This window comes from Actinoplanes regularis, from assembly GCF_900188005.1.
Classification (GTDB): domain Bacteria; phylum Actinomycetota; class Actinomycetes; order Mycobacteriales; family Micromonosporaceae; genus Actinoplanes; species Actinoplanes regularis.
This window is the reverse complement of record NZ_FZNR01000022.1, coordinates 36,599-53,203: the sequence shown is the minus strand read 5'-3', so window position 1 is coordinate 53,203 and position 16,605 is coordinate 36,599. Positions and strand designations below refer to the sequence as shown.

16 protein-coding genes are annotated in these 16,605 nt (G+C 71.5%); 8 read left to right on the top strand and 8 right to left on the bottom strand.

Annotation, left to right across the window (positions count from 1 at the left end):
* The first annotated feature begins 71 nt into the window (after positions 1-71).
* The 3 genes from CHC09_RS36505 to CHC09_RS36495 all read left to right on the top strand — a co-directional run bounded on the left by CHC09_RS36505 (position 72) and on the right by CHC09_RS36495 (position 2,609).
* Positions 72-965, top strand: a complete 894-nt coding sequence (locus CHC09_RS36505) for a DMT family transporter (RefSeq protein ID WP_089297849.1) — start codon at positions 72-74, stop codon at positions 963-965.
* Between the two features lie 215 nt (positions 966-1,180).
* A complete protein-coding gene (locus CHC09_RS36500; RefSeq protein ID WP_239138769.1) occupies positions 1,181-2,026 on the top strand; it encodes a hypothetical protein in 846 nt (281 codons plus the stop codon).
* Positions 2,027-2,174: 148 nt separating this feature from the next.
* On the top strand, positions 2,175-2,609 hold the full coding sequence (locus CHC09_RS36495; protein ID WP_089297847.1) for an RICIN domain-containing protein: 435 nt from the start codon (positions 2,175-2,177) through the stop codon (positions 2,607-2,609).
* Positions 2,610-2,630: 21 nt separating this feature from the next.
* On the opposite strand, the gene CHC09_RS36490 is transcribed toward CHC09_RS36495, so the two are convergent.
* On the bottom strand, positions 2,631-3,374 hold the full coding sequence (locus tag CHC09_RS36490) for an SDR family NAD(P)-dependent oxidoreductase (protein ID WP_089297846.1): 744 nt from the start codon (positions 3,372-3,374) through the stop codon (positions 2,631-2,633).
* A 166-nt stretch (positions 3,375-3,540) separates the two neighbouring features.
* Here CHC09_RS36490 and CHC09_RS36485 point away from each other — a divergent pair, with 166 nt between their 5' ends.
* A complete protein-coding gene (locus CHC09_RS36485; RefSeq protein ID WP_089297845.1) occupies positions 3,541-4,746 on the top strand; it encodes an alpha/beta hydrolase family protein in 1,206 nt (401 codons plus the stop codon).
* A 32-nt stretch (positions 4,747-4,778) separates the two neighbouring features.
* Here CHC09_RS36485 and CHC09_RS36480 read toward each other — a convergent pair whose 3' ends face one another.
* From CHC09_RS36480 to CHC09_RS36470, 3 genes are all read right to left on the bottom strand, one after another.
* Positions 4,779-5,699 (bottom strand): hypothetical protein, encoded by a 921-nt coding sequence (locus CHC09_RS36480; RefSeq protein WP_089297844.1) that lies wholly within the window; start codon positions 5,697-5,699, stop codon positions 4,779-4,781.
* Between the two features lie 100 nt (positions 5,700-5,799).
* Positions 5,800-6,408: a peptide chain release factor H gene (prfH, locus tag CHC09_RS36475; protein WP_089297843.1), complete on the bottom strand. Its 609-nt coding sequence runs from the start codon at positions 6,406-6,408 to the stop codon at positions 5,800-5,802.
* Entirely contained in the window at positions 6,405-7,529 is a 1,125-nt protein-coding gene (locus CHC09_RS36470) for an RNA ligase RtcB family protein (protein WP_089297842.1), read from the bottom strand. The genes prfH and CHC09_RS36470 overlap by 4 nt, the downstream gene beginning before the upstream one ends.
* A gap of 148 nt (positions 7,530-7,677) precedes the next feature.
* Between CHC09_RS36470 and CHC09_RS36465 the strand changes: the two genes are divergently transcribed.
* The 4 genes from CHC09_RS36465 to CHC09_RS36450 all read left to right on the top strand — a co-directional run bounded on the left by CHC09_RS36465 (position 7,678) and on the right by CHC09_RS36450 (position 12,382).
* A complete protein-coding gene (locus CHC09_RS36465; RefSeq protein WP_089297841.1) occupies positions 7,678-8,100 on the top strand; it encodes an acyl-CoA thioesterase in 423 nt (140 codons plus the stop codon).
* Positions 8,101-8,166: 66 nt separating this feature from the next.
* Complete coding sequence (locus CHC09_RS36460) at positions 8,167-9,561, top strand: acyl-CoA synthetase (protein WP_089297840.1); 1,395 nt, start codon at positions 8,167-8,169, stop codon at positions 9,559-9,561.
* 10 nt (positions 9,562-9,571) lie between these two features.
* A complete protein-coding gene (locus CHC09_RS36455) occupies positions 9,572-11,491 on the top strand; it encodes a purple acid phosphatase family protein (protein ID WP_089297839.1) in 1,920 nt (639 codons plus the stop codon).
* A gap of 93 nt (positions 11,492-11,584) precedes the next feature.
* Entirely contained in the window at positions 11,585-12,382 is a 798-nt protein-coding gene (locus CHC09_RS36450; RefSeq protein WP_089297838.1) for an alpha/beta fold hydrolase, read from the top strand.
* Positions 12,383-12,451: 69 nt separating this feature from the next.
* On the opposite strand, the gene CHC09_RS36445 is transcribed toward CHC09_RS36450, so the two are convergent.
* The 4 genes from CHC09_RS36445 to CHC09_RS36430 all read right to left on the bottom strand — a co-directional run bounded on the left by CHC09_RS36445 (position 12,452) and on the right by CHC09_RS36430 (position 16,596).
* Entirely contained in the window at positions 12,452-13,213 is a 762-nt protein-coding gene (locus tag CHC09_RS36445; RefSeq protein ID WP_089297837.1) for a pseudouridine synthase, read from the bottom strand.
* On the bottom strand, positions 13,182-14,252 hold the full coding sequence (gene scpB, locus CHC09_RS36440; protein WP_239138768.1) for an SMC-Scp complex subunit ScpB: 1,071 nt from the start codon (positions 14,250-14,252) through the stop codon (positions 13,182-13,184). The genes CHC09_RS36445 and scpB overlap by 32 nt, the downstream gene beginning before the upstream one ends.
* Positions 14,249-15,388 carry a segregation and condensation protein A gene (locus CHC09_RS36435; protein ID WP_373872001.1) on the bottom strand — a complete coding sequence of 380 codons (1,140 nt, stop codon included), beginning with the start codon at positions 15,386-15,388 and terminating at the stop codon, positions 14,249-14,251. Before CHC09_RS36435 ends, scpB begins: the two co-directional genes overlap by 4 nt.
* A 173-nt stretch (positions 15,389-15,561) precedes the next feature.
* Entirely contained in the window at positions 15,562-16,596 is a 1,035-nt protein-coding gene (locus tag CHC09_RS36430; RefSeq protein ID WP_143232785.1) for an adhesin, read from the bottom strand.
* Positions 16,597-16,605: the final 9 nt, after the last annotated feature.

Below are 16,605 nucleotides of genomic sequence, written 5' to 3'. Positions count from 1 at the left end.
CTCGACGCGGGGCCGTCCCGACCCGGGATATTGCGGCGGCGGCCGAACCGTCGCCCCTCTACCGTGGCCCCATGTCCGTCTCCGCCGCCCCCGCCGAACGCGTCCGCCCGCCCCTGACCGTCCTGGTCGCGGTCGTGATCACCGTCGTCGCCTGGGCCTCCGCCTTCGTCGCGATCCGCGCCGTGCACGCCCACTTCGGTGCCGGGCCGCTCGCTCTCGGCCGCCTCGCCGCCGGCACGGTCGCACTGACCGTCGCCCTGCTCGCCACCCGGAGATGGGTCCGGCCGACGGCCCGCGAATGGGCACTGGTGATCGGCTGCGGCGTCGTCTGGTTCGGGTTCTACAACGTCGCCCTCAACGCCGCCGAACAGCGACTGGACGCCGGCACGTCCGCGATGCTGGTCAACGTAGGACCGATCCTGATCGCGATCCTGGCCGGCGCCCTGCTCGGCGAGGGCTTCCCGCGCAGCCTCCTGACGGGCGCCGGGGTGGCCTTCGCCGGGGTGCTGCTGATCGGCTTCGCCGGCCGCGGCGGGACCGCCGCCGACCCGCTCGGTGTGGCGCTCTGCCTGCTCTCCGCCGCCGCCTGGGCGATCGGCGTCACCCTTCAGAAACCCGTGCTGCGCCGCCTGCCGGCGCTCCAGGTCACGCAGATGGCCTGCGTCGCCGGCATGATCACCACGCTGCCGTTCGCCGGCGGCCTGATCGAGGACCTGCGATCGGCTCCGGCCGGTTCCATCGCCGGGGTGCTCTACCTCGGCGTGGTTCCGACCGCCCTCGCGTTCGGCACCTGGGCCTACGCGCTGACCCACATGAACGCCGGACGGCTGGGCGTCACCACCTACCTCGTACCGCCGCTGACCATCCTGCTCGCCTGGCCGATCCTGTCCGAGACCCCGCACCTGCTGGCGATCGCCGGCGGGGCCGTCGCCCTGCTCGGTGTGGCCCTCGCCCGCCGCCGCTGACCCAGGGTGGTCCCGGCGTCCGCCTGGACCACCCGAACGCTCGATTCGGGCAAATTTTTCAAAATTCTTCGAACACGGCTGTGACCTGCCGTTTCGTTCCCTGATCCACACTCCCGAACCGGCCTCTCGGCGAATCGGCGTTGAACCGGCCGCCCGGCGGGACCCGTATGGCCCCCCAACCGGTGAACATCGACGTCCAACGACGAGGAGTGATCATGAGGTCGCGCACGTACCGACGGAACCTGGGCAACCGGCGTAAGGCGATCGGCGCGGTAGTGGTCGCGGGGGTGCTGGTGGTGTCCGGCGTCGCCGGGGTGCAGCTCGCGAACGCGAGTACGGAGCCCAAGGCGGCCAATCTGGTGAGTGTGGACGGTCAGCAGTTCGACGTCTCCCAGTGCAAGGAACTGCAGGTCAACGCGGGCAGTGTGATCTGCGACGGCGAGGAGTTGCAGCCGGTCGCGGCGCAGGACGCCGGCCAGGCCGCCGTCGCGTCGGCGCAGGCGCTCGAGGCGGCGTGCGACCAGTTCGCGGCGGACGCCGCCGCGGCCGCCGGGGAACAGACTGGCGAGGCCGCGCAGCAGAGCGCGGCGCAGAACAAGGCCGCCAACAAGAAGCTGACGAAGAAGTACCTCAAGTCGCTGAAGGCCGCGGGCAAGAAGGGCGGCGCCGGCAAGGGCGCAGCCGGGAAGGGCGCGGCCGGGGAAGGCGCGGCTGAGGGAGGCGCGGCCGAGGAGGGCGCGGCTGGTGACCAGGGCGCTGCGAACGACCAGGGTGCGGCGGCGAACGACGCCGCGGGCGCCGCGGCCGCCGCGGTGACGTCGGCGCAGGCCAGCCTGCTGCAGTCGTGTCTGGCGCTGGCCGACGCGAAGGCCGTTGCGGCGGCGGCCGGCGCTGCCGGCGCCAACGACCAGGGCGCCAACGACCAGGGCGCCGACAACCAGGGCGCCGGCGATCAGGGCGCCGGAAATGAAGGCGCCGGCGATGAGGCCGCCGGGCAGGACGAGCAGGGCGCGGCGGACGACGCCGGCGCGGCCAGCTCGGCTCCCGCCGCCGGCAAGTGAGCTCCGCGGGTGAAGCGCTCCGCCAGCCACTGAGGCGCTGAGGTCGTACGGGAAAGGGGTGGGCATCTCGCCCACCCCCGCTCTCGTCCCGAGCAACCTTCCGCATTCCCCCACGCGGACCCGGCCGCGATTCCTAAAATGAATCCTCATGCGCCGAATCACCCGGCTCCTGGCCACGCTGACGACGGGCCTCGCCACCGCGCCCATCCCAGCACCACCACCCCTGCACCAGGGCCAGATCTTCACCAAGGCGGACCGCGGCCGGTGCCTGACCGGCGGGCCGATCGGGACGGTCGTCAGCACCCGCCCGTGCGACAACGCAACACCGGGGCAGCAGTGGTTCCAGGCGAGCACCGGCACGTTCTACAACGGTGAGAACTGCATCAACGCGGAGGGCACGACCGTCCGGGTCACCGCCTGCGAGGGCGGCGAACCCGCCCAGAACTGGTGGTTCGTCGAGGTGATCCGTAACGGTCGCTACGGCCCGTGCCTCACCGAGGAGAGCAGATCCGCCGACATCGGCAAGGTCCGCCTGCGCACCTGCACGTGGACGCTCAACCAGAAGTGGATCTCCAGTTCCTAGACCCGATCCCGGATCGCGTGATCAAGCGGCGAAGCCCCCGTCGACGTCCACCGTCGCGCCGGTGATGTAGCGGGCGTCCGGACCGGCCAGGAACGCCACGGTCGCCGCGATGTCCTCCGGATCCGCGTAATGCCCGACAGCGGTGAAACCGTTGACGGTCTCGGCCATCGGCCCGTCGGACGGGTTCAGCTCGGTGTCGGTCGGCCCCGGATTCACCAGATTGACCGTGATCGCGCGCGGTCCCAGCTCCCGGCCCAGCGCCTTGGTCAGGCCGATCAGCGCCGTCTTGCTCATCGAATACAGGGAGAAGCCGGGAAAGGCGGCGCGCACAGCCACGTTGCTGCCGATGTTGATGATCCTGCCGCCGGATTCCATGTGCCGGACCGCGGTCTGCGCGGCGATGAACGGCGCCCGCACATTGACCGCGATCGTCTGATCGAGGTCGTCGGGCCCGAACTGCTCGATCGGGCCGACCGGGAACGCCGCGGCGTTGTTGACCAGGATGTCCAGCCGCCCGAATTCGGTGACCGTCCCGTTCAGGGCGTCGACCAGCGCGTCCGGGTCGGCACTGTCGGCCCGCACCGCGACGGCCCGCCGGCCCTGTCGCCGAATCAGTTCGACGACCTCCTCGGCCCGGTCCTTGTTCTGCTGAAAAGTGATCGCCACGTCGGCGCCCTCGCTCGCCAGCCGCAGCGCGACAGCCGCACCGATGCCCCGGCTCCCACCGCTGACGAATGCCACCTTGCCCTCGATCGTTTTTCCCATGCCGAGAATCCTGCCGAAAGAAAGGGGCCCGATCTGGCGGCGATCGGACCTCGCATTCCCGTGCGGAAATCGCGCGTCACGCCGGTCCGTGGTGGGGCCAGTACCACCCCCGGGACTGGCGCCAGCGGGATCGTGCCGGACCGGGGCGGTCAATAGCGTCGTTCCTGTGCGGACATTCAACAGGATCATCGCGGCAGTCCTGTGCACTGCCGTCGCGGCCGTGGCGCTCGCGGCGCCGGCCGCCGCCAGCCCCTCGTCGCCCACCGCCCGGCCCATCGCGACCTACGAAACCCGGGCCGAGGTCGACGCCGTGCTCACGGCCGGCCACTTCACCGCCGAGACGAATCGATTCGGCGTACGCCTCTATCAACTGATCTACCGTACGAACGACGCGCACGGACGGCCCACCACAGCCAGCGGCCTCCTGGTGCTGCCGATCAACGACGCCCACCACCTGCGGACGGTCTCGTTCGCCCACGGCACGTCGGTGTACCGCGGTGACGCCCCGTCGGTCGCCGTCGGCGACACCTTCCTGACCGGCCCCGCGATCACGTTCGCCTCCGCCGGTTTCGCCGCGGTCGCACCCGACTACCTCGGGCTCGGCGCCGGCACCGGACCGCACCCGTGGATGGACGTGCCCACCGAGACCAGCGCCTCGCTGGACCTGCTCCGGGCGGCCCGCACGGTCGCCGCGCGGCAGGGCGTCCGCCTGGACCGGGAGGTCTACGTCTCCGGGTTCTCGCAGGGCGCGTCGGCCGCCCTGGGGCTGGCCCGGGCGCTGCAGGACGGCGCCGACCCGTGGTTCCGGGCGGCCGCGGTCGCCCCGATCAGCGGCGCCTACGCCATGCGGCGGGTGGAGATCCCGGCCACGTTCACCCCGGAGGTACAGCCCCGGCTCGCCGGCGTCTACCTGGCGTACCTGCTGACCTCCTATGACCGGCTGCACGACATCTACCGCGATCCCCGCGACGTGTTCACCGCGGACCATGCCGGCATCGGTGATCTGCTGGACGCGAGCCACCCCGGCGAGGAGGTGCTCGCCGGCGCCCCCGAGTCGGTCGACGCCCTGCTCACGCCGCGCGGCCGTGACCTGCTGCTGAATCCGCAGGCCCGGTTCGCGGCGGCGCTGCGGGAGGCGGACAGCGTCTGCGAGTGGGCGCCCGGCATGCCGCTGCGGCTCTACCTCAGCCCCGGCGACGAGCAGGCCGTCAACGGCAACACCACGGCCTGCCGGTCGTCGTTCGCCGCGCGCGGCGTGCGCGTCCCGGTCGTCGACGTCGGCGTGGACACGTCCTACAGCGGGATGGTGCACGAGGGCTCCGAACTGCTGGCCGTCCCCCGGATCGCCCGCTGGTTCACCGGCCTCGCCTGATCTCCACCGCGCCCGTGCCCGCCGCCCGGGGTTCAGGCCGCGGGCGCGGCGCCGACCAGGATGCTGCTGGCGTTGCCGGCGGCCACCAGGCCGAAGAGCCCGAGCAGGCTGGCGCGTTGCTGGAGCAGCCCGTCGGCGTATCCCAGCAGGTTCTCGATCGTGGTGCTCGCGGCGACGCCGACCAGGTCGCTGAGGAAGACGACGAGGGCCTCGGGGTCGTCGCTGCCGCCGGCGACCAGGTCGACATACCGACGGGCCAGGAGGTCGTCGCCGGCGAGCAGCACACCGGCCGGGATGATCGTGCGCTCCAGCACGAACCGGGGGTCGAGACTCGTCAGGGCGTCGTCGCCCAGCACCACCGTCCCGGCCCGGTGGATCTCCGTCACGCAGCTCGCGCGCGACCGGGAGCGGCCGTTGCCGCCCGGCTCCCCGAGCGCGGCCCGCAGTTCGCGGACGACCCCGGAGTTGTCCTGACCGGGCCGGGCACCGGCGAGGATCCGCGTCACCCGGGCGGAGCCGAGCGGGTCGTCCTCCGGCACCTCCGCGATCCGGATGTGCACGTGATCGACCGGGGTCAGCTCGCAGGTGCCGGCCGCCTCGGTCGACGTCGAGTTCAGCGCGTGCACGGTGTTCGGGGGGAACATCAGCCCGAGACCGTAGGTGCCGGCCCGGTCGTCGTCGAGACCGGCCGCCGGCAGCACCACGGTGTGGTACTCCGGGCGGACGGAACGGGCGCTGGAGAAGCGGAGCGGGTAGCCGCGCAGCGGCCGGGCCTCGACGTCGAGGCCCTGCCGCTCCAGCTCCTCCTGCCGGAGCATGCGCGAGAGACCGAAGAGGAGCGGGCCCGATCGCGGTTCGGGCTCGCCGATCCGCTTCCCTGAGCTGGTCGGGAAAATCAACAGCTCGATGGACGACGGCTCCACCACAGCCTCGTCCTCACCCAACTCGAACAACGGTCACTCCCACGGTCGACAGGCTTCATCGAGCCTGACAGATCAGTGGCTGCACGGACAGGGCCACACGGTGGAAGTTCCAGATCATCGCCGCCCGGGCTCACGGCCGGCACACCCGCGTGGGGTTGCCACGCACCAGGTCGTCGTGCACGCGCCAGCGGGCGGTGATCGTCTCCTGTCCCGCGTCCGCGTCGGCCTGTTCCAGGCGTTCGCGCAGCAGGCGCAGGGCGATCCGGCGGTTGAGGGTGAACTGGCGTTCGGTGTCGACGACCACGACCGCTCCGGTGGGGCGGTGGGTGGCGCGGACCGCGGTGCTCGCCTTGTTGCGGTGCTGGCCGCCCGGGCCGCCGGTGCGGACCCCGACCACGTCCACGTCGGACTCGGCGAAGGCCGTGTGCGGGGCGCCGACCTCACAGGGCTGGGCGGTCACGTACCAGTTCTTGCGGCCGGGGCCGGTCCGGTACGGGCTCGGAGCCTGCCAGCACAGCGTGCCGGTCCAGGACGCGGCGAACTCGGCCGCCGCGTCGCCGGAGAGCCGCAGCAGCACCGAGCGGAACGTTCCGGGCCGCTCCCCCGTGACCGTCTCCACCCGCTCGACGGTGACGGCCCGGCCGCGGGCGTCCGCTTCCAGCCGCCGCAACAGCTGGGCGAGCGCCCACGAGCACTCCTGTGGCCCGCGCCCGGCCGACATCAGCAGGTGCGCGCTCATCGCCGCCCTCCGCGCCGGCGCGGCTCGACGTCCGCGGTCTTGTACGTCACCAGCGGAACCGTGCTGACCACCTTCGTGGCCAGACCGTGCTCGACCAGGTCGCCGATCACCTGCTCGATGCGCTTGTAGGCGGTCGGCGCCTCCTCGAAGAGCAACTGCCGGTCGCCGCAGACCACGAGCGAGCCCACCGGCGTACGCCGAAGCTCTTCGACGGTGTGCTTGGCCTTGCCGCGCCGCAGCGCGTCGGCCCGGGACATCTTGCGCCCGGCGCCGTGCGCCACGGAGTAGCCGGCGTCCGCGCCGGCGTGCCCGGCCACCAGGAACGACGGCGTCCCCCGGGTGCCCGCGACCAGCACGTCGCGCCCGTCGCCGTTGGCGGCGCCCTTGCGATGCAGGTAGAGGCCGTCACGGACCTCCACCGAGTTGTGGCACTCGTCCACGATCGGCGGCTCGTGCTCGGCGCCGAGGGCGTCGGCGACGCGGGCCGCCATGACCCGCCGGTTGAGCGAACCCCAGCGCACCGCGTCGTCGTGCGCCGCGAGGTAGGCCGCCGGATCCTCGGCCGGGCCGGCGCCGTGCACCTCGGTGTGCGCGCGCAGGATCCGCTCGCCGAGCCCGCGCGAGCCGCTGTGCACGATCAGCACCAGGTCGCCGCCGGCGAGCCCGAGCCGATCGGCGTGATCAATATCGAACACGGTGCCGACTCGCGCCAGTTCGACGAAGTGATTGCCACGGCCGACGGTACCCAGACTGTCGGTACAGCCAGCGGGAACGTCGGCCTCGTCGAAAAAAGAACGGTCGGGTACGTCCAGGTCGGGGAAGCGCGTGGCGAGCTTCTCCGGCACGGGGCGCTTGAGCTTGAACGGGAAGACCGCGATGCCGCAGCCGATGTCCGAGCCGACCAGGAACGGGTAGAGCACGGACGAGGTCATGGCGGCGCCGATCGGGGCGCCCTTGCCGGGGTGCAGGTCGGGCATGCCGGCCACGTGCCGCATGCCGGGCAGCGCGGCGACCTGGCGGCACTGGTCGAGCGCGCCGGACTCGATCCAGCTGGTGGGTGAGGCGAAAATGGACACAGTCGCAGACAGGGACTGATCAGACAAAACGGATGCTCTTTCCACGGAAAGCGGCCGCGCGGCCAACGACCGCCACGGTGCGGGACCGGGCCGGGGGCGCGCGAAGAAAGGGACCTGGGTGGCGGCATCAGTACGTCATGCCGGGCACTCTTCCGGATCACCTTCCGTGCGGCAACCGAATATCGTCGTGCCCATGTCCGACGTCTTCCAGATCCGCATCGGTGTCCGTGGCTACGAGCTCGACATCCAGGGCCACGTGAACCAGGCCGTCTACATCCAGTACGGCGAACACTCCCGGTGGGAGTGCTTCCACGCCGCCGGCATCAACGCGAACGTGCTGGTCGAGGCGGGCGTCGGCCCGGTCGTCCTGGAGACCACCATCCGCTACCTCAAGGAGCTGCGCGACGGCGACGAGGTCGACGTCACCTGCCGCTTCGTCTGGGGCGAGGGCAAGACGTTCCAGGTCGAGCAGGACTACACCCGCGCCGACGGCACCCCGGTCGCCAAGCTGACCAGCGTCTGCGGTGTCCTGGACCGCGCGACCCGCCGGCTGGCCCCCGACCCGGCCGCCCGCCTGCGCGCCGTCGCCGCCGACCCGGCGATCCTGGGTCTGTGAGCTAAACCGCGCCACGCTGCCCGTCGGAGGCGGGAGGTACTCAGCGAAGACTGGCATGATCCACGCATGCCTCTGCTCTCCGCGTTGCTCGCGGACGCCGACCGAGCCGACTTCGTGGTCACCCCGGACCAGAAGGTCGGTCGCGACGACCTGCTCGGCTGGGCGGCCGGGCTGGCCGCCCAGTTGACCGGAGCCCGGATCGTCGCGGTGCACGCGGCGCCCGGACTGCCCACGGTGGTCGCGGTGACGGCCGCCCTGCTCGCGGGCGTGCCGATCGTCCCGATCCCGCCGGACGCCGGCGAGTTGGAGCGCGCGCACATCCTCACCGACTCCGGTGCCGAGCTGATCCTCTCCGACGATCCCGGGGCGGCCGGCTCCTCCGCCGTACCGGTGCGGAGGATCAGTGGGGTGCGGCCCGGCAGCGTGCCGCCGGAGCCGGACCCCGGCCTGCCCGCGCTCGTGCTCTACACCAGCGGAACGACCGGCGCCCCGAAGGGCGTCGTCCTGTCGCGCGCCGCGCTCGCCGCCGACCTGGACGCCCTGGCCGCGGCCTGGCAGTGGACCGCCGGCGACACGCTGGTCCACGGGCTGCCGCTCTACCACGTCCACGGCCTGGTGCTCGGCGTCCTGGGCCCGCTACGGATCGGCTCGCGCCTGATCCACACCGGAAGACCGACCCCTGAGGCGTACGCCGCGAACCCCGGCACCATGTACTTCGGCGTCCCGACGGTCTGGTCCCGGATCGCCGGCGCCCCCACGGCGGCGCGCGCGCTACGCGATGCCCGCCTGCTCGTCTCCGGCAGCGCCGCCCTGCCCGTCCCGGTCTTCGACGCGCTCGCCGGGCTGACCGGGCAGGCCCCGATCGAGCGCTACGGCATGACCGAGACCCTGATCACGGTCAGCGCCCGCGCCGACGGCGAACGCCGCGCCGGCCACGTCGGCCTCCCGCTCGACGGCATCCACACCCGGATCGTCGACGAGGTCGGCGATCCGCTTCCGGACGACGGGGTCAGCATCGGCCTGCTCCAGGTCTGCGGACCCACCCTGCTCGACGGCTACCTGCGCACGGGCGGTGTCCGGCCGGCCGAGCTGATCGACGGCTGGTACCCGACCGGGGACGTGGCGACGATCGGCCCGGACGGCTGGCACCGGATCGTCGGCCGCGCCTCCACCGACCTGATCAAGAGTGGCGGCTACCGGATCGGCGCCGGCGAGGTGGAGGACGCGCTGCTGCTGCACCCGGCGGTGCACGAGGCCGCCGTCGTCGGCACCCCGCATCTTGATCTCGGCGAGCAGGTGACCGCGTTCGTGGTGGCCGACCCGGTGACACCGGAGGAGCTGATCACTTTCGTGGCCGAGCGCCTGGCCACGCACAAACGACCTAGGACAGTTCATTTGGTGACCAGTTTGCCGCGCAACGCCATGGGTAAGATCCAGAAAAAGCGCCTCTTGGACGGTTAGCGTTCGTTTTGTGACTTTTACGGTCGACGACTTCAGCGAACGCAACCACGAACTCCTCTCCCGGCAGCCGGTGACCCGGCGATCGCTGCTGCTGACGGCGATGACGGCCGGCCTCGGCGGGTACGCCCTCGAACAGTTCCGGCTGGCGGAGCGCGCCTTCGCGTTCGCCGGGGGCATCGCCGGGAAGGCCGGAGTGGTCGTCTCCGGCCGGCACCTGTCGTTCATACCGGGGGCCGGCGACGTGCCGCGCAACGCGATGGCGGTGACCGCCCAACTGGTCAGCAACACCGGGAAGCTGCCGGCCAAGCTGCGCGCGTTCGTGGACGTCGGCGACGCCCCCGACCGGTACGGCACCCAGGTCGAGGCCGGAATCCGGCACCTGACCGGCCAGTACGCGATCCCCGGCGGCCCGGTCGGCAGCCAGTTCTACGCCAAGGCGAAGATCACCGGGCTGAAGCCGGACACCGTCTACCACTACCGGGTCCGGCTCTCCGACGGCACGGTCAGCGGCGACGCCCACTTCACCACCGCCCCGGCGGCCGCGAAACCGTTCACCTTCACCGCGTTCGCCGACGTCGGCACGAACACCGCGCCGAAGGACCCGAAGTTCGCCTGGCACCAGGACCCGGCGCGGGTCACCCAGGCGAACGGGACCTGGCCGAACGCGGTCTTCGACGACAACGGATACCTGGAGGACGACCCGATCGCCGGCGACAAGCCGACCGACCGGACGCCGGCCGCCACGATGACCCGGCTGATGGGCACCCAGCGGCCGGCGTTCACGCTGCTCGCCGGAGACATCTGCTACGCCAACCCGTCCGGGACCGGGCTGCCGGCCGACGACACCACCGCGCTGCTGACCGGGAAGGCACCGGCCGGCCGGAACCTGTTCAACCCGTACGTCTGGGACGTGTTCCTGAACCAGATCGAGCCGCAGGCGGCGTTCACCCCGTGGATGTTCGCCACCGGCAACCACGACATGGAACCGATGTACGGCAACACGACCTACCTGGGCGGCAGCCCGACCCACGGCTACGGCGGGCACGTGCAGCGCCTCGACTTCCCGGTCAACGGGCCGAAGGACTGCCCGTCGGTCTACCGCTTCGTCTACGGCAACGTCGGGCTGATCTCGCTGGACGCCAACGAGCTCTCCTGGGAGCTGCAGACCAACACCGGCTACTCCGACGGAGCGCAGGTGCGGTGGCTGACCGAGACGCTGAAACGGTGGCGGGAGCCCGGGTCGGGAGTGGACTTCATCGTGGCGTTCTTCCACCACTGCGCGTTCTCCACCGCGCACAACCACGCCTCGGACGGCGGGGTGCGCGCCGCGGTCGACCCGCTGTTCACGAAGTACCAGGTGGACCTGGCCGTGCAGGGCCACAATCACCTGTTCGAGCGGACCGACCCGATCCGGCACGGCAAGCGCACCAGGGCGGCGCCGGACCGCTCGACGGTGCACCCGGAGACGGACGGGGTGACGTACGTCTGCGTCGGCTCCGGCGGACGGGCACGCTACCCGTTCCGCCCGGCGCCCGGCGTGAAGGCGCCGCCACCGAAAGGAGTCACCCCGAAGGGTGAGCAGAAACTGCCCGAAGGGGAGCGTTATCGCGGGCACAAGCCGAACGGGAAGGAGAACACCACCTCGACCGTGACGAACAGCTACTTCTGGACCAAGGAGCGGCACAAGCCGAAGAAGGACAAGGCCGCGCCGACGGGCGAGCGGGTGCCGGAGGCCGTGGAGTGGTCACAGGTCCGCTACGACGGGTACGCGTTCATCGCGGTCGACGTCGTCCCGCCGGACAAGGCCGGTGACAGCACCACGCTGACCGTACGCACGCTCGCCGACGCCCTGCCCGGCAGTCACAAGCCGTACAAGGAGATCGACCGGATCACGCTGAAGCGGAAGTCCGGGCTGCGTATCGCCCACTGATCGCGCCCGCCACTGTGGCCCATGGGTCCGGTCACGGCCACAGTGGCGGTATTGGATCTTCCCAACCGGGGCCCGTTTCCCTACCGTGGGGCCATGACTCGCACGGCAGAGGTCAACGGGATCACGGTCAGCTACGACGACGCGGGCTCCGGTCCCGCCTTCGTGCTGGTGCACGGCCATCCGTTCGACCGTTCGATGTGGTGGCCGCAGCTGACCGCACTGACCGCCCACGGCTATCGGGTGATCACCGCCGACCTGCGCGGGTACGGTCGCAGCACGGTGGTGCCCGGTCTCACCACGTTGGAGACGTTCGCCCGGGACACGTTCGCCCTGATCGACCACCTCCGCATCGAGGAGGAGGTGGTGCTGGGCGGCCTGTCGATGGGCGGGCAGATCGTGATGGAGTGCTACCGGCTCTTCTCGGAGCGGATCGCCGGGCTGCTGCTGGCCGACACGTTCCCGCAGGGCGAGACCCCGGAAGGGCATGCGAAACGGAACCAGGCCGCCGACCGGTTGCTCGCCGAGGGCATGGGCTGGTACGCCACCGAGAACCTGTCGAAGATGATGGCCGCCTACAACGTGACGGCGATGCCGCAGGTCGCCGAGCACGTCAGCCGGATGATGCTGAACACGTCGCCGGAGGGGGCCGCCGCGGCCCTGCGCGGCCGGGCCGAGCGGCAGGACTACCAGAAGGTGCTGACCACGGTGTCGGTGCCCACCCTGATCGTGGTCGGGCGCGACGACGAGTTCACCCCGGTCGCCGACGCCGAGCTGATGCACCGCCTGATCCCGGAGTCGATGCTCAGCGTCATCGACGACGCCGGCCACCTGCCCAACCTGGAGCAGCCGGCCGCCTTCAACGCCGCCCTGCGCGAGTTCCTGGATCAGTGACCGGAGCAGGCCACCGAATCGACCACCGACCCGCCGGAGAGCCGGCGGGCCGGTCGCGTCGCAGAGCTGTCAGGCCTCGTCGCCGACGGCCTTGAACAGGGCGGCGACCTCGGCGTTCGACAGGTGGCGGAAGCCGCCGGGCCGCAGGTCGCCGAGGCGGATCGGGCCCACCGCGGTACGGATCAGCCGGGTGACCGGGTGGCCGACCTCGTCCATCATCCGCCGCACGATGTGCTTGCGTCCCTCGTGCAGGGTGATCTCCACCTGGGCGGTCTTGCCGATCGCGTCGACCAGGCGGAACGAGTCCACCTTCGCCGGGCCGTCCTCCAGCTCGACGCCCGCCTGCAACCGCCGGCCGACGTTGCGCGGCAGCGGGCCGACCACCTCGGCCAGGTAGGTCTTGGCGATCTCGTACGACGGGTGCATCAGCTTGTGCGCCAGCCCGCCGTCGTTGGTGAGCAGCAGCAGGCCCTCGGAGTCGGCGTCGAGGCGGCCGACGTGGAACAGCCGCTGCTCGAAGTTGTCCTGCAGGAAGTCGGCGAGCTCGGTGCGGCCCTTGTCGTCGTCGAGGCTCGAGACGACGCCACGCGGCTTGTTCAGGGCGACGTAGACCAGCTTGGTGTTGGTGATCACCCGCGACCCGTCGACGTAGATCTCGGCAGTGGCCGCGTCGACCTTGTCGCCGAGTTTCGCAACGCGACCGTTGACCGTGACGCGCCGCCGGAAGATCAGGTCTTCGCAGGCGCGCCTGGATCCAACACCGGCCGAGGCCAGGACTTTCTGGAGGCGTTCGGCGGTGTCAGCCTGAGGCATCGAGCACTTCTTCCACATCGTCGGGCAGGAAAGGGGCGAGCGGGGGCAGCTGGTCGACCGAGTTCAGCCCGAGTTTCTCCAGGAAGAGACCGGTGGTCCGGTACAGGTATGCCCCGGTTTCCGGTTCGGTGCCGCACTCCTCGATCAGGCCGCGAGTGACCAGCGTACGCATGACGCCGTCACAGTTCACACCGCGGATGGCCGAGATGCGCGATCTGGTCACCGGCTGTTTGTAGGCGACTACTGCGAGTGTCTCCAGGGCGGCCTGGGTGAGACGCGTGGACTGGCCGTCGAGGACGAACCGCTCGACGTACGCCGCGTACTCCGGGCGGGTGTACAGGCGCCAGCCACCGGCCGCCCGCCGCAGGTCGAAACCGTGGCCGGCGGCGGTGTAGCGGGCGGAGATGTCGTCGAGGGTCCGGGCCACCAGCTCGACCGGCTGCTCCAGGATCTCGGCCAGTTTCAGCTCACTGGTGGGCTCGTCGACGACGAGGAGGATGGCTTCGAGGGCGGCGGCCAGTTCGGCGCCGTCCATGACCCTCTCGGCGGGCTCGGCGTCGGCCGGAGCCGGAGCCGGCCGGCGTGGGCCGGTGGGCTGTGCGGGGACCGCCGGGGCGCTGGGCTTCCCGGGGATCGCCTCCACCGTGACGTCCGCGACATCTTCCTCGGCGGGCTCGACCGGGGCGTCCTCCCCGACGGAATCGACGGGGAAATCCTCCTCTGCGGGCTCGGCCGGAAGATCCTCACCCGTCGGCTCGGCCGGAGCAACGTCGGTCCCGGTGAGTTGGGCGTCCGTGTCGTGGTATCCCGCCAGATAGCCGATCGCCTCCGCCTCGGTACGCGCGGGCTCGGCGGCCGGGATCGAATCCGGGGCCGCGGACGAATCCGGGACCGGGGCCGCGGGCGAGACCGGGGCCAGGGCGGCCTCCGGCTCGTCGTCGGTTTCGGCGGTGACGGCCGCCTGGAACTCACGGCCCGGCTCGTCGCGCGTGCGCTCCCACGGCGGCACCCACACGCCCATCTGCGCGGCCAGGGACTCGGGACGCTCGTCGCTCACTGCTGCTTCTCCTCCAGGGCCGCCTCTTCGCCCACGTCAAGATCGCCAACCACGGCGGATGAGTCAAGCTCGCTCGCGGGCGAATCGTCCGAAACGGTGCCGACCTTCCCGTCATCATCGGACCCGGCACCCACCGGACGGTCCGATTTGTCGGTGATCTTCTCCGGACTGCCCTCATAGTCGTCCACGGTCAGCTCAGCCTCCTGGTCGCCGCCGATCCAGCGAACGGTCAGCTCGTCCAGCGACACCGGCTGCTCGAAGTCGATCAGATCCTGCCGGTACAGCTCCAGCAGCGCGAGGAAGCGGGCCACCACCTCAAGTGTGGACTCGCAGTCGGCGACGAGCAGGCTGAACGTGGCGACGCCGGCCCGGCGCAGGCGGTCGCGCAGCAGCTCGGCGTGCTCGCGGACGCTGACCCGGACCTCGTGGATGTGCGCGATCGAGACCTGCGGCGGGCCCGGTTTCGGGGTGAACTGCTTGAGCGCCAGCCGGAACAGCCGCTGCGGGCCGACGCCGAGGACCAGCTCGGGCAGCGCCTCCGCGTAGCGCGCCTCCAGCGTGACCAGCCGGGGCCAGCGGCGCGCGCCGGTCGCCTCGAGCTCGGAGAGGTGCGCGGCGGCCTCCTTGTAGGCCTTGTACTGCAGGAGGCGGGCGAAGAGCAGGTCGCGGGCCTCCAACAGGGCCAGGTCCTCCTCGTCCTCCACCTCGGCGGCGGGCAGCAGGCGGGCCGCCTTCAGGTCCAGCAGGGTCGCGGCGACCAGCAGGAACTCGCTCGCCTCGTCGAGGTCCCAGTCGTCGCCCATGCCCCGGATGTACGCAATGAACTCGTCGGTCACCTGGTGCAGCGCGACCTCGGTGACATCCAGCTTGTGCTTGCCGATCAGCTGCAGCAGCAGGTCGAACGGGCCCTCGAAGTTGTGCAGTTTGACCGTGAACTTCCCGGAATCGGCCTCCGCGGCGGCGGGCGCCACCGCACCATCGGAGGCGGACTCCTCGGTGGCCACGGCACCGCCGGGCACGGCGGATTCCCCGACGACGACCGCACCGCCGGGCACGGCCGGCTGCGCGCCGGCCGGGAAGTCAACGCCGAGGATCGGCTGGTCAGGCTCTTCAGGCACGTGCCGACCGTAGACCATGGCTGTGACAACCTGCTCCTGGCTCACGTCCGTACCAACGCCATAAGTCACGCACGGTTGCTGGCCGGACGGCGGGCAGTCGACATCTCGCGGTTCACGAAGCCCGGAATCACCGGCCGGAGTCGCAGAGGCGGCCCGAAATCACCTCGGGGCACGTGATGGAGACGTGCGCGTCACGCTTCCGGCGCGGAACCGGCAGGCGGAGGCTTGGGCGGTTCCGGCGCAGAACCAGCGGGCGGAGACACGGGCGCGTCCGGCGTGGCGGCGGCAGGTGGGGGCATCGGCAGGTCGGGCGCGGCAGGTGGGGGCATGGGCGCGCCGGGCGCGGCAGGGGCGGGCGAGGGCATGGGCGCGCCGGGCGCCGGGCCCTCCGGCATCTGCGGTCCTTCGGGATGCCGGCCGTACACCGGAGCCGTCCGCACCCGCAGGTCCCGCACCGGAACCTCGGCGCCGAAGGCCGACGCCGGCGGCACCAGCACCCCCTGCGCCGCCACCTCCGCCCCCTCCCGGACCGCGGCGTGCACGGCCTCCCGCAGCGCCCGCACCCGCTCGGTCCGCAGCATCCGCTCGATCGACCCGGTCCGGCCGGACATGCCGGCGACCAGGTCGGTCAGGAACCGGCCGAGCAGCCTCACCCCGCGCCGGCCACGCGACATCGTCCAGCCCAGGTAGAGGCTGCTGCCGTACGGAAAGACCGTGACGTGGATCCGATATTCGCCATCCATGATCACCAGACGGTTGTCGACGACCTCCGGCGGCAGCAGATCGCTTCGCACCCGTACGGCGTCGACCGCCACCGGAAACCCCCGGCGCCGCAGAGTGCCGTAGATCGCGGCGTACGCCGAGTCCGCACCGTGCCACTGCTCCTCGATCAGCGTGTTCCACTCGGCGACCGCCTCGTCGACCCGGGCCGACAGCAGCACCGTCCAGAAGATCACGAACCCGAACAGCGAGCCGGCCGCGACCAGCCCGTCCCCGGGCGTGCTCCCGCTCAGCAGGCTCGGCTCGGAGAAGCTGAAGACCACCAGCCCCAGGAACGCGAAGACGGTCCAGACGATGAGCGCCGGGACGACCGCGCCCAGCACGAGCCGGACGATCGTCCGGACCGGGATCGACTCGTCCAGCCCGATCTCCACAGTGCCGTGCCGCAGACCCTGCATCCGGTACGCGACGTCGCCGTTACCCGGGCCGAGGGCGGGCATGCTCATGAATCCTCC

Bases quoted from the DNA above. Each gene is read 5' to 3' on its own strand.
- CHC09_RS36505 (WP_089297849.1), top strand. From the start codon at position 72: ATGTCCGTCTCCGCCGCCCCCGCCGAACGCGTCCGCCCGCCCCTGACC.
- CHC09_RS36500 (WP_239138769.1), top strand. From the start codon at position 1,181: ATGAGGTCGCGCACGTACCGACGGAACCTGGGCAACCGGCGTAAGGCG.
- CHC09_RS36495 (WP_089297847.1), top strand. From the start codon at position 2,175: ATGCGCCGAATCACCCGGCTCCTGGCCACGCTGACGACGGGCCTCGCC.
- CHC09_RS36490 (WP_089297846.1), bottom strand. From the start codon at position 3,374: ATGGGAAAAACGATCGAGGGCAAGGTGGCATTCGTCAGCGGTGGGAGC.
- prfH (WP_089297843.1), bottom strand. From the start codon at position 6,408: ATGAGCGCGCACCTGCTGATGTCGGCCGGGCGCGGGCCACAGGAGTGC.
- CHC09_RS36465 (WP_089297841.1), top strand. From the start codon at position 7,678: ATGTCCGACGTCTTCCAGATCCGCATCGGTGTCCGTGGCTACGAGCTC.
- CHC09_RS36460 (WP_089297840.1), top strand. From the start codon at position 8,167: ATGCCTCTGCTCTCCGCGTTGCTCGCGGACGCCGACCGAGCCGACTTC.
- CHC09_RS36450 (WP_089297838.1), top strand. From the start codon at position 11,585: ATGACTCGCACGGCAGAGGTCAACGGGATCACGGTCAGCTACGACGAC.
- CHC09_RS36445 (WP_089297837.1), bottom strand. From the start codon at position 13,213: ATGTGGAAGAAGTGCTCGATGCCTCAGGCTGACACCGCCGAACGCCTC.
- CHC09_RS36435 (WP_373872001.1), bottom strand. From the start codon at position 15,388: ATGGTCTACGGTCGGCACGTGCCTGAAGAGCCTGACCAGCCGATCCTC.
- CHC09_RS36430 (WP_143232785.1), bottom strand. From the start codon at position 16,596: ATGAGCATGCCCGCCCTCGGCCCGGGTAACGGCGACGTCGCGTACCGG.